Raw genomic sequence first — 15,338 nt, forward strand, 5'->3', positions numbered from 1 at the left:
CTTAGACGCGCGGCTTCTCGCGCATCTCGAAGGTCTCGATGATGTCGCCCTCGTTGATGTCGTTGAACGAACCAAGCCCGATACCACACTCGAAGTCCGTGCGGACCTCGGTGGCGTCATCCTTGAATCGCTTGAGCGTCTCAACCGTGAGGTTGTCGCCGATGACCTTGCCGTCGCGGCTGATGCGGGCCTTCGTGTTGCGTCGGATAACACCCGAGCGAACGATGGAACCGGCAATGTTGCCGAACTTGGAGGAACGGAACACTTCGCGGACCTCAGCAGTGCCAAGCTGGACCTCTTCGTACTCCGGCTTGAGCATGCCCTTGAGGGCCATCTCGATGTCATCAATTGCTGCGTAGATGACGGAGTAGAAACGCATGTCCACGCCTTCGCGGTCTGCCAGTTCGGCAACACGCTCGGCAGGCTTGACGTTGAAGCCGATGATGACGGCGCTGTCCACCGTCGCCAGGTTGACGTCGTTCTGCGTGATCGCGCCAACACCGCGGTGGATAACGCGGAGCTGGACACCCTCGCCGACGTCGATCTTGAGCAGCGCGTCTTCAAGGGCTTCCACGGCACCGGAAACGTCACCCTTGAGGATGAGGTTGAGGGTGTCGATCTTGCCTTCGGCGACGGCCTGGTCGAAGTCTTCCAGGCTGATGCGCTTGCGGCGCTTGGCCAGGGCGGCGTTGCGGTCGGCAGCTTCACGCTTCTCTGCGATCTGGCGGGCGGTACGCTCGTCAGCTGTCACGAAGAAGGTGTCACCGGCTCGCGGCACGTTGGACAGACCCAGCACCTGGACCGGACGGGACGGGCCAGCCTCAGTCAGTGCAGAACCGTCGTCGTCGAACATTGCACGGACACGGCCATGGGCCGTACCGGCAACAATCGTGTCGCCGACGCGCAGGCTACCGGACTGGACCAGGACAGTTGCCACTGAACCGCGGCCCTTGTCGAGGTTGGCTTCGATCGCGATACCGCGGGCGTCCTTGTTCGGATTGGCGCGCATGTCCAAGGCAGCGTCCGCGGTCAGCAGCACGGCCTCGAGCAGCTCGTCGATGTTCAGGTTCTGACGGGCAGAAACCTCAACGAACATGGTGTCGCCACCGTATTCTTCGGGAACCAGTCCGTACTCGGTCAGCTGGCCGCGGACCTTCTCCGGGTTGGCGCCTTCCTTGTCGATCTTGTTCACAGCCACAACGATCGGCACATTGGCCGCCTGTGCGTGGTTGAGGGCTTCAACGGTCTGGGGCATAACGCCGTCGTCCGCTGCTACCACCAGGATGGCGATGTCGGTGACCTTCGCACCACGGGCACGCATGGCGGTGAACGCCTCGTGGCCCGGAGTATCGATGAAGGTGATCTTGCGGTCTTCACCCTCATGGGTGTGCGTGACCTGGTAAGCACCAATGTGCTGCGTGATGCCGCCGTGCTCGCCCGCCATGACGTCGGACTTGCGGATGGCATCGAGCAGGCGGGTTTTACCGTGGTCGACGTGGCCCATGACGGTTACAACAGGAGGACGTGCCTCAAGGTCTTCGTCGCCTTCTGCTTCAAGCTCTGCATCGAAGTCGATGTCAAAGGTGCTGAGCAGCTCGCGCTCCTCGTCCTCCGGCGAAACAACCTGCAGCTTGTAGCCCAGCTCTTCACCCAGGAGGGCGAAGGTTTCCTCGTCAAGCGACTGTGTTGCAGTTGCCATCTCGCCGAGGTGGAAGAGCACGGTAACCAACGCGGCGGGGTTCGCCTCGATCTTGTCGGCAAAGTCCGTGATGGAGGATCCACGGCGCAGCCTTACGACTGTGTTGCCGTCGCCGCGGGGTACGCTCACGCCACCCAGCGACGGAGCACTCATCTGCTCCAGTTCCTGACGCTTGGCACGCTTCGACTTGCGCTGCTTGCCGCGGCCTGCTCCGCCCTTACCGAAGGCACCCTGGGTGCCACCGCGACCGCGGCCACCCTTACCGAAGCCTCCGCCAGCGGGAGCTCCGCCACCGGCACCCGGAGCACCGCCGGTACCCGGTGCGCCGCCTGGACGGCCCGGACCACGGGCGCCGCCGCCGGGACGTCCACCGGCACCAGCAGGTGCGGGACGCTCGGTGCGGTTAGGCATCATGCCCGGCGTGGGCCGGTTTCCACCGGCGCCTGCGGGACGAGGACCACCAGTGCCCGGAGCGCCACCCGTGCGTGGAGCACCGGGACGCGCACCGGCTCCGCCGGCGCCACCTGTACGGGGAGCACCCGGACGGGGACCGCCTGCACCTGCGGCAGGACGCTGGCCGGCGTGGCCGGGACGGTCGCCTTCAGTGCGGCTGCCACCGGGACGCGGCATGCCCTGTGAGGTTGCGAACGGGTTGTTGCCCGGACGCGGGGGACGTTCATTGTCGCCGCCGCGGCCCCGGGGCATACCCTGGGACGTCGCAAACGGGTTGTTGCCCGGACGGGGACCGCCCGGACGAGGGGCTGAACCACCCTGGCGGGAGGGAGCCGCCGGCGCTGCCGGAGCTTCAGCCTTGGGAGCCGGACGCGCACCGGGCTTGGCGCCCGTGGAAGGCGCGGCTGGTGCAGCCGGAGCTGCAGAGGCTGCTGGGGCCACCGGAGCTGACGACGCCGGAGCCGGAGCAGCAGGCGCGGCCGCAGCAGGAGCGGGTGCTTCTGCCTTGGCGGCCGGTGCCGGAGCAGCAGGTGCCGGTGCCTTGGGGGCAGCAGGACCAGGCGCAGGCGCCTGGCGTGCAGTTGCCGGGCTGGCATCAGCCTTCGATGGGGCGGCGGCTTCGGTTGAGGAAGCGGCGGCGCCGGGGAAAGCGTTGCGGAGTTTCCTCACAACGGGTGCCTCAATGGTGGAAGAGGCGGAGCGAACGAATTCGCCCAGTTCCTGCAGTTTGGTTACTGCATCTTTGGAAGTAATACCGAGCTCTTTAGCAAGCTCATGTACGCGGACCTTGGCCACATTTCTCCTGTCTCGGTCCGCACCGAGCCAGGCACGAACCGTCTACTTCTTACTGCGGGCCTCCGCCGCACATACAGCTGGAAGGCCCATTGCAGAGCGCAACAAAGTTGTCATCGTTGCGCACTCATCGCTGGGAACTCATCGGGTTTCCATCAGTTTTCTGACCCGCTTTCAGGTTGGACGGTTGTTGCTGCGGCCACCGGGGTGTCCACGGCTTTCGTGCCTGCCGTTATCCGGCGTTCGACTTCGGCGGTTCCGGTTGCCCCGTTAAGAGCACGTCCGAAAGCCCGCCGCTTGATCGCCAGGGCCAGACACTTTTCGCTGGGATGCAGCCATGCACCCCGGCCAGCCATCCGGCGTCGTTCATCCACGATGACAGCGGAAGATCCACTGCCTTCGGCGACGAGCCGGAGTAACTCTGACCGCAACCCCTTCTTTCGGCATCCGATGCAGGTTCGCTGGGGCTGATCCTTCAAGCGTTGCGTTTCTGCCACTCTCGAATATCTTCCTGCCAGTACATAACTGCTGCCTCCGATCATCCGTCGCCACCCATTAGGCAGCCGGCGACTTACTGCAGGCACACGAACACCGGCCGATAGGCGCGGTCTTGTCTATTCTAGCCCCACTCGGGCCATTGTCTTGAAACCGCGGCCGGGAAGTGGACGGTAAATACGGAACAGGGCCGGCGGCAAGTACAGCCCCCGGCCCCTCACTGGAAGTAATTGTTCCAGTTGTTTACTTGTTCCGGTCGACGGCGGCGTCGGAGACGATGTCTATCCGCCATCCGGTGAGCTTGGCCGCGAGACGTGCGTTCTGGCCTTCCTTGCCGATCGCCAGGGACAGCTGGTAGTCCGGAACCACCACGCGGGCAGAGCGCGTGGCTTCATCGGTAATGGTGACGGAGTTCACGCGCGACGGCGACAATGCACTTGCGATGAAAGTTGCGGGGTCCTCGCTGTAGTCCACAATGTCGATTTTCTCGTCATTGAGCTCGGTCATGACCGCTCGAACCCGCGAGCCCATTTCACCGATGCAGGCACCCTTGGCGTTGATCCCGGGAATGTTGGCCTTCACCGCAATCTTGGTGCGGTGTCCGGCTTCGCGTGCCAAGGCCACGATCTCGACTGACCGGTCAGCGATCTCGGGGACCTCCAGCTCGAACAGCTTCCGAACGAGCCCGGGGTGGGATCGCGACAGGGTGATGGACGGGCCTTTGGTTCCACGGTGCACGTCGATGACAAAGGCACGGAGCCTGTTGCCGTGGATGTACTTTTCCCCGGGGACCTGCTCGGGCGGCGGAAGCAACGCTTCCACCGTGCCGAGGTTGACCTGGATCATGTGCGGGTTGTTTCCCTGCTGGATGAGGCCGGCAACAAGTTCGCCTTCGCGTCCCTTGAATTCACCCAGCACGTTGTCGTCTTCAACGTCGCGCAGGCGCTGCAGGATGATCTGCCGTGCAGTGCTGGCCGCGATCCGGCCAAAGCCCGCCGGAGTGTCCTCGAACTCGCCGATGGGAGCACCGTCGTCGTCGATCTCAGTCGCCCAGATGGTGACGTGACCGCTCTTGCGGTCCAGTTCGGCCCGGGCCTTCTCGAAGGCGCCGGGCGACTTGTGATAGGCCACCAGCAGCGCTTGCTCGATGGTGGGAATCAGGAGATCCAGCGGGATTTCACGCTCACGCTCCAGGAGTCTCAGTGCGCTCATGTCAATATCCATTAGGCCTCCTCAGAAGGTCCGTTGTACTCATTTTCCAGACCAGCCTCTTCGAGGTGGCTGAACTCTATCTCGACTTTTCCTTGACGGATCCTGTCGAAAGGAATCTTGACGGGTTCGCCCTGCTTCGGCTTCATCCCCTTTTTGACGGCGAGTTCCGGTACCAGCGTCACACCGTCGTCGTCTACGGACACAATCCGTCCCGTGACGTCATCGCCCTGGATGACCTTGACCTTGACCAGCCGACCGCGCGCACGGTACCAATGGCGCGCCTCCGTCAGAGGACGCCCTACACCTGGAGAGGAAACCTCAAGGTCGTAAGGACGGTTGTCGTCCTGGGGGTCCTCGTCCAGCACATTGGAAAGTTCCTTGGAAATCTCGGCAATGACGTCAAGGCTGACCCCGCCGGTTTCTTCCTGCGGCAAATCCACCACTACGTGGACCACCCTGTTGGAGCCCGCGATGTTGATGTCAACATCCTCCAGATAAAGCCTATGCGCCTGAACTGTGGGTTCCAGGAGCGCGCGGAGCCGCTGAGCTTCGCGTTGATGCGCAGCGGCGGGCCCGGCCGTTCCTGTCCCGGTACGGTCTGATGAAGTCGTGGCTTCTGCATTACTCACGATGCCGGCCGCCTTCCGCTAGATGATGTTGTGACTACTAGCGTAACGATTTTCCAGCGGCCTTGGTGCACGCGGTTGCCCACCGGCATGACAACATGGTCTGTTGTGAAAGACGACACCCGGGAAAAGCGACGGCCGCTCACGTATTTCCGTTACCTTCTCCTTGCCTGTGTTGCCGGACTGGTTATAAGCCTCGGCGTTGCCATGACGCCGCGGCCCGCTCCAGAACCGCCTGAACCGGCCTTTTCAGAGCAGGCCCGCGCCTCGGCCCTGGAAACTTCGCTCAGTCTGCGAAGCTCCGCCCAACTCCTCGCTGAGGCAGCGCCGGAGGCTCAGCAGGCTGCGTTTACCCGGGTTGTGACATTGCTGACAACGCAGGCGAAGGCCCTGCTCCCTCCGGCGACAGCAACTCCGGATCCTTCTGCCTCGGCCAACGTACCGCCCTCAGAAACGGCACCCTCAGCCACGTCGCCGTCGCCGTCGGCCACCGTTGCAACCCCCTCTGCGGGCGAACTGGTGGCCGGTTTGTCCGCCAGCGGCCTTCAAAGGACCAGTGACGCAGGAGCGGCCGACGGCGGGATGGCCAGGCTGCTGGCAGCGGTGGGTACTGCCCAACTGCTTGAAGCGTCGGCATTCGCGGGCGCAGTGGGCGTCCCGGCGCCCGAAGTCACAGTTGCAGGCTTGACGCCGGAAGACGCGAATCAGCTGAAGGGCGGAACGCCTAACTGCCTGGCCTCCTCATCAGCTGCAGGGCCATCAGCGGCTCCCTCGACAGGACCTCCGGCACCCCAAACAGCAGATTCTCCCTCTGCCCAGTCCGGGGAGCCGGGACAGACTGGACTCGGACAGCAGGGCGGCTCTCTCCTCGCAGCCGCCCTGTCCATAACTGTCAAAACCGAAGCTGAGACGATTTATGGCTATCAGGTGGCGCTGACCCGTCTGGAGAAATCCAATACGCAATCGGCGTCGTCGCTGATGGAGCGGCACGAACAACTGTTGCAGGAGGCCCAGGAGCTGAGCCGTCTGCACTGCGTAGACACCCCCCATCAGGAACCCGGCTACTCCCTGAAGCCGGAATTTCTGCAGGCTCCCGCCGCCGGGCTGGGGAGCCTCGAAGCGGAAACCCTGCCCGTCTATGCCGACCTTGTGGCCCTGGGCGAAGGACCGGCACGCCGCTGGGCGATAGCCGGCCTCTGGGAAGCTGCACGAAGGTCGGTGCAGTGGGGCGCGGATCCGGGCGCCGTGCCTGGCGTGCTATTTAACGTTGATCAACTGCCAACGTTACCCGATGAGGCAGCAGCCGATGATGGACTGCGCAATGACGGGGCAGCAGCCGATGATGAGACAGCAGCGGAGCAGTCCTGACCATCTGACCCTGGTTACTGGAAAGCTTCCCGTCCCAGTGGTTTGCTGTTCACATGGATGATCCGCTGCCCGGCAGCCTCCACGACAACGAGCCCCACGGCAATGACCTCTCGCAGCGGCTGAACTGGCTACGCGCAGGAGTCCTGGGCGCCAACGATGGAATCGTTTCGGTAGCCGCCATTGTGGTGGGCGTCGCCGGCGCAACGGCCGCATCGGGACCCATTCTGGCAGCTGGTGCGGCCGGGCTGGTCGGGGGTGCCATTTCCATGGCCCTGGGCGAGTACGTCTCCGTCAGCAGCCAAAGCGACAGCCAGAAGTCCCTCATCGAGAAGGAACGCCGGGAGCTCGAGGAGCAGCCTGTGGAGGAGCTTGCCGAACTCACGGCCATCTACCAGCAGAAAGGCCTCAGCGTTGAGACTGCCCGGACTGTTGCCGAGGAACTGACAAGGCATGACGCGCTGTCCGCCCACCTCTCAGCGGAGCTACACATTGACGAGGACGACATCGTAAGCCCCTGGCACGCTGCGTTCGCTTCGGCATCCGCGTTCGTCATCGGAGCCATCCTTCCGTTGCTTGCCATTCTGTTGCCACCCCAGGACATCCGTGTCCCCGTTACCTTTGTTGCTGTGCTGGTTGCACTGGCGGCCACGGGAGCTCTGGGGGCATGGATTGGGGGCGGCTCCAAGGGCCGTGCCGCCATCCGGGTGGTCATCGGAGGTGCCCTCGCCCTGGCCGCCACCTTCACGATCGGCAACCTGCTGGGAGCCAGCGGCGTGGTCTGAATCCCGGCCGCGGCCCGGGTCCTGGACTACGCTGGTGCTGATGATCCGGTCAGCAGAAGTACCCGTACCCGTAGACCTCACCCGGAGGTACAGCACCACCAGCTCCGGGCGCGCTTGGCTTGCGTCGCTTCCCGGGCTGATCCACGGCCGGCTGGTCCACTGGAACCTCGAGCTTGACCTCCCGGAGGGCGCAGTGCCGTGGAACGGGCATGGAGCCATTGTTATCCCGGTGATGAATTCCGGCGTTCCAGCGGTCCTCAAGGTGGCTTATCCGCACGACGAAGCCCGCGTCGAGCGGCACGCCCTGGCCTTGTGGAACGGCCGGGGTGCAGTCCGGTTGCTGGATTCCGACGCCGGAACGTGCTCTATGCTGCTGGAGCGACTCGACCCCGTCCGCTCGTTGCAGGGAGCGCCCATGGATACTGCCGTGGAGGTGTGGGGTGGCCTCGTCCGCCAGCTCAGCCTGGTCCCCAGCGGCAACGCAGAATGGGCCGAATTCGAACATGTGGCTGCACTGGCCGAGCGCTGGAGCGACGACCTTGCCGCGGAATGGGAACAATTGGGCCGGCCCTTTCCACGATGGCTGCTGGAAGCTGCCTTGGAAGTATGCCAAACACGGGGCGCTGTGGGCCGACGCTCGGGCAGGGACGTGCTGGTCAATACCGACTTCCATTTCCTGAACATCCTGGCCCGCCCGGACGCCCCGGCACTGGCGGGACCAGGCGACTACGCGGCAATAGACCCCCAGCCCATGATCGGTGAAGCCGAGTTCGCGGTGGCGCCATTGCTCTGGAACCGGCTGGGTGACCTTTCCACCCGCGACCCGGAGCGGGGCCTCGTGGAGAGGTGCAGGGATTTCAGTGAGGCAGCTGGGCTGGACGCGGACGCCGCTGCCCTGTGGGCCGTGGCCCGGGAAGTGGACAATGCCTTGCACTATGCTGCCCGGCTGCGTCATGAGGGAGACCTGGCCCGCTCGCTGTGGGTCGCCAGCACAATGGCGGGCCGCACGCTTTCCGGGCTCCCCAAAGCCCATGAGCTGCCGGAGCCCGGTGCAGCCCACGACTGGTCAGCCGGGCCATCCGGGTGGACCGCTGGAATGCTGGGGCAGGATAGCTAGGAGCGGACTGCCGCTACTGCGCTTTCGATTGCCTCAACTGCTACGTTGACGTCCTCGTCGCTGGTGCTCCAGTTACTGACCGAGATCCGGAGGATGTCCTTACCCTGCCAGCGGGATCCGGACATCCACACGTGGCCGTCGGCAATAATCCGGGCAGTGACAGCACGCGTGGTGGCATCGTCCCCGAACGCCAGCGACACCTGCGTGTAGTCAACATCGTTCAGCACCTCTATACCGCCCACGGCGGACAGCCTTTCCGCAAGCTGGGCTGCGCGATCGGTCAGGCCCCTGACCTGGGCAACCACGCCCTCCTTTCCCAAGGACTTCAGGGCCGCCCACACTGGAACACCCCTGGCCCGGCGCGAGAGCTCGGGTACCTTGTCGAAAGGATCGGCGGAACCATCCACGTCCTGGATCAGGTAGCTGGTGCTGACTCCCATGGCCGTACGCAGTGCCATTGCGTCTTTCACCACGGCAATCCCGCAGTCGTAGGGGACATTCAGGCTCTTGTGCGCATCTGTTGCCCAGGAATCGGCCAGGGCCAGGCCTTCAGTCAGCGCAGCGAGTTCCGGCACCGCAGCGGCCCAGAGACCGAAGGCGCCGTCCACATGGACCCAGGCGTCGTGTTTCCTCGCAACACTGATCGCTTCACTGAACGGATCAAAAGCTCCGGAATGCAGATTTCCAGCCTGCAGGCACACGAGCAAAGGGCCGGTTCCCTCAGCGAGAGCCCGGTCAAGTTCCGCCGGAATAATCCGGCCCTGCCGGTCAGAGGGAACAACTACCGGCGTCCCCAAACCCACAAACCGCAAGGCCAGGTCGACGCTGGCATGCCGCTCTTGGCCCACTACACAGCGGATCCGGGGCCCACCGGCGAGGCCATCGGCCTCCACGTCCCAGCCGGCGTTCGTCAAAAGCCGCCAGCGGGCGGCCGCCAGCGAAGTGAAGTTCGCCATAGTAGCTCCTGTGACGAATCCGACGTCGGACTCCGGCGGAAGGCCCAAGAGGTCAAGAAGCCAGTTCCCGGCCGCTTCCTCGATGGCCGCCGCCGCAGGGGTCGCATAGCTCATACATGTGTTCTGGTCCCATGCACTGACCATCCAGTCAGCGGCCAGGGCAGCGGGGAGCGTTCCGCCAATGACCCAGCCGAAGAAGCGTCCGGACGGCATGGCCATCAGTCCGGGTTCGGCATGAGTGGCGAGATACTCCACAACGTCAGCGGCCGCCATGCCTTCGTGCTGGAGCGGTCCGCCAAAGACTTCCAGCAGCTCCCCAGCGGTTTTCTTTGGCCCGACATGGCGCCCCGGCAGGCTGGCCAGCCACTCCGTGGCATGCCTTGAGGCCGCCTCCAACGCATCCCTGTATGGTTCTGAACCTGCTGACATAGGAGCATGCTACGCCTGCCCTTTTGCGTACGGGAGGGCGATTGGGGAAGGATCCTGCCTAAGCGAAGGTGTCGTGCCAGACGTCGTAGCCGAGCTTGATAATAAGCGCGCCCACCACGGTCAGGAAAACGATCCGGATGAAGCGGCTCCCTTGCTTGACGGCTGTTCGGGCTCCCAGATATCCGCCGGCCATGTTTGCCACACCCAGCAGCAGTCCTATGCCCCACAGCAGTGAGCCGTGCGGCAGGAAGAAGATGAGCGCCCCGGCGTTGGTAGCCATGTTGACGATCTTCGCCTTCGCGCTGGCTTCGAGGAAGGCATAGCCCATAGCGGATACCAGGGCAATGACCAGGAAGGAACCGGTCCCCGGGCCAATCAGCCCGTCATAGAAGCCGATGACAGCCCCGATCAGGCAGGCCACAACGTAGTGCGTGCGACCGTCATGGCGCAGCAGGGTGAGGTTGCCGACGTCGGGCTTGAAGGCCGTAAAAAGTGCGACGGCGATCAGTGCCGCCACAATGATTGGCTTAAAGACGCTGGCCGGGAGCGTGGCGGCCAGCACGGCTCCCCCGAAGCTGCCGGCCAAAGCGATGACGGCCATGGGGATGGCCGTCCATAAATCCGGCCGGACGCGGCGGTAGAACGTAACGGAGCTGGTGGTGGTCCCGAAGATAGAGCCCATTTTGTTGGTCGCCAACGCCTGGACAGGAGTGATCCCAGGCACCAGCAAGAGCGCCGGCAACTGGAGGAGTCCCCCGCCTCCGACAACGGCGTCCACCCAGCCCGCGGCAAATCCCGCCACGACCAGCAGGATGATTGTTGCAAGCTGAATCGACTCGAAGCCCGAGACCACGCCGTCCAAGGTGCTAGCGGCTGTTGCGGACGGCGTTGACCACGTAGTCAACGGCCTTGTCCACCGTCACGTTCTCGGCCTCCCCGGTTCTGCGGTCCTTGATCTCGACGACGCCGTCCACCAGACCGCGGCCGACGGCGAGGATGGTGGGGACGCCCACGAGCTCGGCATCGCCGAACTTTACGCCGGGAGAAACCTTCGGGCGGTCGTCGTAAATGACTTCCAATCCGGCGGCCTCAAGTTCGAGCGCTATCTTTTCAGCAGTGTCGAAAATTTCCTCACCGCGGCCTACTGCAACAACGTGGACATCGGCCGGGGCAACGGCCCGCGGCCAGACGAGTCCCTTGTCATCATGGTTGGACTCGGCCAGGGCGGCCACCGCGCGGGTCACGCCCACACCGTAGGAGCCCATGGTGACCACCACTTGCTTGCCATTCTGGTCCAGAACCTTCAGCTCAAGGGCTTCTGCGTACTTCCGCCCGAGCTGGAAGATGTGGCCCATCTCGATGCCACGGGCCGTCTCCAGCGGGCCGGAGCCGTCGGGAGCCTCGTCACCCGCGCGTACCTCGGTGCATTCGATGACGCCGTCCCAGCCAAAGTCGCGGCCGGCCACGAGTCCGTAAACGTGCTTGCCTGCTTCATTTGCGCCGGTGACCCAGGTGGTACCGCTGACCACACGGGGATCGACGAGGTAGAGCAGCTTGGCAGCGCCCTCCAACCCCAGGAAAGGTTCGTCCAAGGACAGGCCAGGGCCAAGGTAGCCCTTCACGATCAGCGGGTTCTTCTTCAGGTCGTCCTCGTTGGCCGCTTCAAGGCCAATCTCGCCGGCAACCGGCAGGAACCGGCCGATGTTCGCTTCGACGCGCTTCAGGTCCACTCCCCGGTCGCCCGGCAGCCCGATGACAACGATCTGGCGCTCCCCTGTTGGCAGGGTGACTGCCAACACAACATTCTTGAGGGTATCCGCACCGGTCCAGGCGCCGCCGTCGGCCTCGCTGCGGGGTACCAGCTGGTTGGATGCTTCCACCAGCGTATCGATGGTGGGAGTGCCCGGGGTGTCCAGGACCTCCGCCGCGGGAGCAGCGCTGAAGTCGATGTCATCCGGAACCACCGTGGTGACGGCCTCTACGTTCGCGGCGTATCCCCCCGCTGACCGCACGAACGTGTCCTCGCCGATCTCCGTGGGGTGCAGGAACTCTTCACTCTTGGAACCGCCCATCGCACCCGCGGTGGCGGCGACGGGAATAACCTCCAGGCCCAGCCGCTCGAAAATCCGGAGATAGGCACCCCGATGCGCGGCGTAGCTGGCGTCCAGTCCGGCGTCGTCTACGTCGAAGGAGTACGAGTCCTTCATGATGAATTCGCGGCCGCGCAGCAGGCCCGCGCGGGGACGGGCTTCGTCCCGGTACTTGTTCTGGATCTGGTAGATGCTCAGCGGCAGATCTTTGTAGGACGAATAAAGGTCCTTGACCAGCAGAGTAAACATTTCCTCGTGAGTAGGGGCAAGCAGATAGTCCGCGCCCTTGCGGTCCTTGAGCCGGAAAATCCCATCGCCGTATTCGGTCCAGCGATTGGTGACCTCGTAGGGCTCCTTGGGCAGGAGCGCCGGGAAGTGCACTTCCTGGGCACCAATGGCGGCCATTTCCTCACGAATAACCTGCTCAACCCTGCGCAGTACGTTCAGGCCCAGCGGCAGCCAGGTGTAGATACCCGGAGCGGCGCGGCGGATGTACCCGGCCCGAACCAGTAGCCGGTGGCTGGCCACCTCTGCGTCGACGGGATCTTCACGCAACGTGCGCAGGAAAAGTTTGGAGAGGCGAAGGACCACTGGTCGGTATCCGTTTCTGGGGGAACTGGCAAAAATGTCTGGATACCAATCTACCGGTTGGAGGCGCCTAAGCTATGCGCAGGCTGTGCTCTTGACCTGCCCGGACACAGAAGAGCCACGCCCTAACTGAAGGAAGCCCCTGGCCAGCTTGGCTGGTCATCCTGTTGTGGCGTGGCTCTGCGGCCTGAAAGGCCAACTAATTCTGTGCGTGTTCCTGCTTGGTACTGCTTTTAATGGCATCCGTTCTCCAGCCTGGCAGCCAGTCCGAATGCTGGCTGTTGCCTTAGGACGTGTCCCCTAACTTCCTATCCACTGCCGTGGCAAGGTCAACGCAAAGTGCCATGTTTGGGAATTCCTTCCTGAGAGACCGACGCGCCCCATCAGCGCGGCTACGTAGAAACTTATGTGATCCCCGCCACCATTTCAAGAGTTCTTAACGCAAATGACCGTTGACGACGACGCCCGTCAGGTCTAGCTTTTATTCATCAGGTGATGAATTAATCACCAGACGGAAGTACTTCCGGGAGGAAAAATGTCCCAGGCAGCAGCCGAGCCGCCGTCAGATGGCCGTGAACGCGGCGTGGAAGTCGAGAAGCTAAATGTCACCCGAAACGGGAAGGACATCCTCCGGAACATCAGCTTTTCAATTCCAGCCGGCCAAATCACAGGCCTTCTGGGGCCCTCTGGAAGCGGCAAGACAACGCTCATGCGGGCTATCGTCGGAGTACAGAAAATCACCTCAGGCTCGGTGCGGGTTCTGGGCAGGCCGGCGGGACATCCAAGCCTCAGGCACGACGTCGGATACGTCACGCAGGCACCCAGCATCTACATGGATCTCAGCGTGGAAGCGAACGTGCGGTACTTCGGAGCCATGCACAGCAGGAAACGCGAGGATGCCCGGCGGGCGATTGACGCAGTCGACCTCGGTGCCTTGGCGCACCAGAAGGCGGCTGACCTTTCCGGCGGAGAGCTCAGCAGGGCATCCCTGGCATGCGCTTTGGTGTCGGAGCCCAAGCTCCTGGTACTGGATGAACCTACGGTAGGACTGGATCCAGTGTTGCGGGCAGATCTCTGGCAACGGTTCCGCGGCATGGCTGAGGCCGGCACCACCCTCCTGATCTCCAGCCATGTCATGGAGGAAGCCAGCCACTGCTCGTCCCTGCTCCTGTTGCGCGGCGGCGGGCTCCTGGCCTGGCTCACTCCCGAGGAACTAAGCCGTCAAGGCAGAAGTGCTGACCTTGAACAGGCCTTCCTTCACGTAATTCAGCAGTCGGAAGCGACGGTGGCGTGATGAATCCACACATGATGCTGGCGACGACAGGCCGGGTTCTTGACCAGTTGCGACACGATCGCCGCAGCATCGCACTCATCCTGGTAGTCCCTGCACTGCTGCTGACCGCTGTGTACTTCCTCTATGAAAACGAGACCCTCCCGCCAGGCTTACCAAGGACGTTCGACCGGGTAGGGCTCATGATGCTTGCCATCTTCCCATTCGTGGTGATGTTCCTGGTTACGTCCATCACCATGCTCAGAGAGCGGACCTCCGGGACTCTCGAGCGCCTCCTCACCACACCGATCCACAAAGCGGACCTTCTGTTCGGTTACGGCCTGGCTTTCTCGATCATGGCCGCGCTCCAGTCCCTGGTTGCTACTGCCGTGGCTTACTGGATTTTCAATCTCGATATCCAGGGCAGTCCCCTCTGGGTGGTGATGATCGCCGTCATCAACGCGGTCCTGGGAGTCGCGCTTGGATTGTTCTGCTCAGCCTTTGCCCGGACGGAGTTCCAGGCCGTCCAGTTCATGCCGGTGGTGGTGGTACCGCAGATCCTGTTGTGCGGGCTCTTTGTGGCCCGGGACAGAATGAACGAGGTCCTCGAGGCAATCTCCAACGTCCTGCCGCTGACATTCTCCGTCGATGCGCTGCGGGAAGTGGCGGAGAACGCGGAGGCAACGGAACTGATGTGGCAGGACGTCAGCGTGATGGGCACGATTGTGCTCGGAGTGCTGGTCCTCGCCTCGCTGACATTGCGCCGGCAGACACCATGAGCGGGGGTCTTCCCTTGGTCAGGAGGGGCCGGCGCAAGGGCGGCGTCGCGTCAAAAGACCAGATTCTGGGAGCTGCACGAAAGCTTTTTGCCGAACGTGGTTTTGATGGCACCAGCCTGCGGCAGATCGCCCGCGAGGCTGAAGTGGACCCGGCCATGGTTCACCATTTCTTCAACGGCAAGGATGAACTTTTTGCGCTGAGCGTGGAACTTCCGGCCGACCCGGCCCAGGTTCTGGCCGGAGTGGACGGCCTCGATCCTGAGCATCGGGCGGAGGCCATTGTCGGGGCCGTGCTTCGGCTCTGGGAGAGTCCTGCCCAACACAGCCTGGTTGCCTTTCTTCGCGGAACCATCGGATCCAAGGCCAAGACGGCCATGATGAGGGAGCTGGTCACGAGGACCGTTCTGTCCAGGATCATGGCAGGGGTCCCCGGCACAGCTGAGGAAGTGAGGTTACGCGGCAACCTGGTGGCCTCACAAATGGTGGGCCTGATGCTGACGCGCTACGTGATCCGGCTGGAGCCCGTGGCGTCGGCAACTGAAGAAGAGGTCATCCGGCTCGTTGCGCCCAACGTCCAGCACTACCTGACGGGTGAGCTGGACGCCGGGCGGGCAAACAAAGCGTCACTTCAGGAGGGCAGCAGCCTGGTTCATCATGGCTCCCGTCCGTGAAACGGCCTCTT

The 15,338-nt window shown here is 63.4% G+C and carries 13 protein-coding genes; 6 read left to right on the plus strand and 7 right to left on the minus strand.

Going from position 1 to position 15,338, the window contains the following annotated elements; genetic code table 11:
- Nucleotide 1: 1 nt before the first annotated feature.
- The 4 genes from infB to rimP form a co-directional block, all read right to left on the minus strand.
- Nucleotides 2-2,947: a translation initiation factor IF-2 gene (infB, locus tag M1E05_RS14520; protein ID WP_461163348.1), complete on the minus strand. Its 2,946-nt coding sequence runs from the start codon at nt 2,945-2,947 to the stop codon at nt 2-4.
- 152 nt (nt 2,948-3,099) lie between these two features.
- Complete coding sequence (locus tag M1E05_RS14525; RefSeq protein ID WP_458113818.1) at nt 3,100-3,441, minus strand: YlxR family protein; 342 nt, start codon at nt 3,439-3,441, stop codon at nt 3,100-3,102.
- A 241-nt stretch (nt 3,442-3,682) separates the two neighbouring features.
- On the minus strand, nt 3,683-4,663 hold the full coding sequence (gene nusA, locus M1E05_RS14530; RefSeq protein ID WP_458113817.1) for a transcription termination factor NusA: 981 nt from the start codon (nt 4,661-4,663) through the stop codon (nt 3,683-3,685).
- Nucleotides 4,663-5,280, minus strand: a complete 618-nt coding sequence (gene rimP / locus M1E05_RS14535; RefSeq protein WP_461163349.1) for a ribosome maturation factor RimP — start codon at nt 5,278-5,280, stop codon at nt 4,663-4,665. The genes nusA and rimP overlap by 1 nt, the downstream gene beginning before the upstream one ends.
- An 87-nt stretch (nt 5,281-5,367) precedes the next feature.
- Between rimP and M1E05_RS14540 the strand changes: the two genes are divergently transcribed.
- From M1E05_RS14540 to M1E05_RS14550, 3 genes are read left to right on the plus strand one after another with little or no spacing between them, the layout of a single operon-like run.
- Nucleotides 5,368-6,645, plus strand: a complete 1,278-nt coding sequence (locus M1E05_RS14540) for a ferritin-like domain-containing protein (RefSeq protein ID WP_461163350.1) — start codon at nt 5,368-5,370, stop codon at nt 6,643-6,645.
- A 53-nt stretch (nt 6,646-6,698) separates the two neighbouring features.
- Nucleotides 6,699-7,427 (plus strand): VIT1/CCC1 transporter family protein, encoded by a 729-nt coding sequence (locus M1E05_RS14545; RefSeq protein WP_458113814.1) that lies wholly within the window; start codon nt 6,699-6,701, stop codon nt 7,425-7,427.
- A gap of 40 nt (nt 7,428-7,467) precedes the next feature.
- Entirely contained in the window at nt 7,468-8,544 is a 1,077-nt protein-coding gene (locus M1E05_RS14550; RefSeq protein ID WP_461163351.1) for an aminoglycoside phosphotransferase family protein, read from the plus strand.
- Here the strand turns inward: M1E05_RS14550 and M1E05_RS14555 are convergent.
- Genes M1E05_RS14555 through M1E05_RS14565 form a run of 3 tightly spaced genes read right to left on the minus strand, consistent with a single transcriptional unit; the run spans nt 8,541 to nt 12,610 of the window.
- Nucleotides 8,541-9,929: a pyridoxal phosphate-dependent decarboxylase family protein gene (locus M1E05_RS14555; RefSeq protein ID WP_458113812.1), complete on the minus strand. Its 1,389-nt coding sequence runs from the start codon at nt 9,927-9,929 to the stop codon at nt 8,541-8,543. The genes M1E05_RS14550 and M1E05_RS14555 overlap by 4 nt on opposite strands.
- 58 nt (nt 9,930-9,987) lie before the next feature.
- The gene (locus tag M1E05_RS14560; protein ID WP_458114461.1) at nt 9,988-10,782 is read right to left on the minus strand and encodes a sulfite exporter TauE/SafE family protein; all 795 of its coding nucleotides are present in this window, start codon (nt 10,780-10,782) and stop codon (nt 9,988-9,990) included.
- Nucleotides 10,783-10,795: 13 nt separating this feature from the next.
- Nucleotides 10,796-12,610 (minus strand): proline--tRNA ligase, encoded by a 1,815-nt coding sequence (locus M1E05_RS14565; protein ID WP_458113811.1) that lies wholly within the window; start codon nt 12,608-12,610, stop codon nt 10,796-10,798.
- A 532-nt stretch (nt 12,611-13,142) separates the two neighbouring features.
- Between M1E05_RS14565 and M1E05_RS14570 the strand changes: the two genes are divergently transcribed.
- From M1E05_RS14570 to M1E05_RS14580, 3 genes are read left to right on the plus strand one after another with little or no spacing between them, the layout of a single operon-like run.
- Nucleotides 13,143-13,901, plus strand: coding sequence for an ABC transporter ATP-binding protein (locus M1E05_RS14570; RefSeq protein WP_458113810.1), 759 nt, complete (start codon nt 13,143-13,145; stop codon nt 13,899-13,901).
- Nucleotides 13,902-13,912: 11 nt separating this feature from the next.
- A complete protein-coding gene (locus M1E05_RS14575; protein WP_458114460.1) occupies nt 13,913-14,656 on the plus strand; it encodes an ABC transporter permease in 744 nt (247 codons plus the stop codon).
- Nucleotides 14,653-15,327, plus strand: a complete 675-nt coding sequence (locus tag M1E05_RS14580) for a TetR/AcrR family transcriptional regulator (RefSeq protein ID WP_461163352.1) — start codon at nt 14,653-14,655, stop codon at nt 15,325-15,327. Before M1E05_RS14575 ends, M1E05_RS14580 begins: the two co-directional genes overlap by 4 nt.
- Nucleotides 15,328-15,338 lie beyond the last annotated feature (11 nt).

It is taken from the genome of Arthrobacter sp. R4-81 (genome assembly GCF_054792365.1).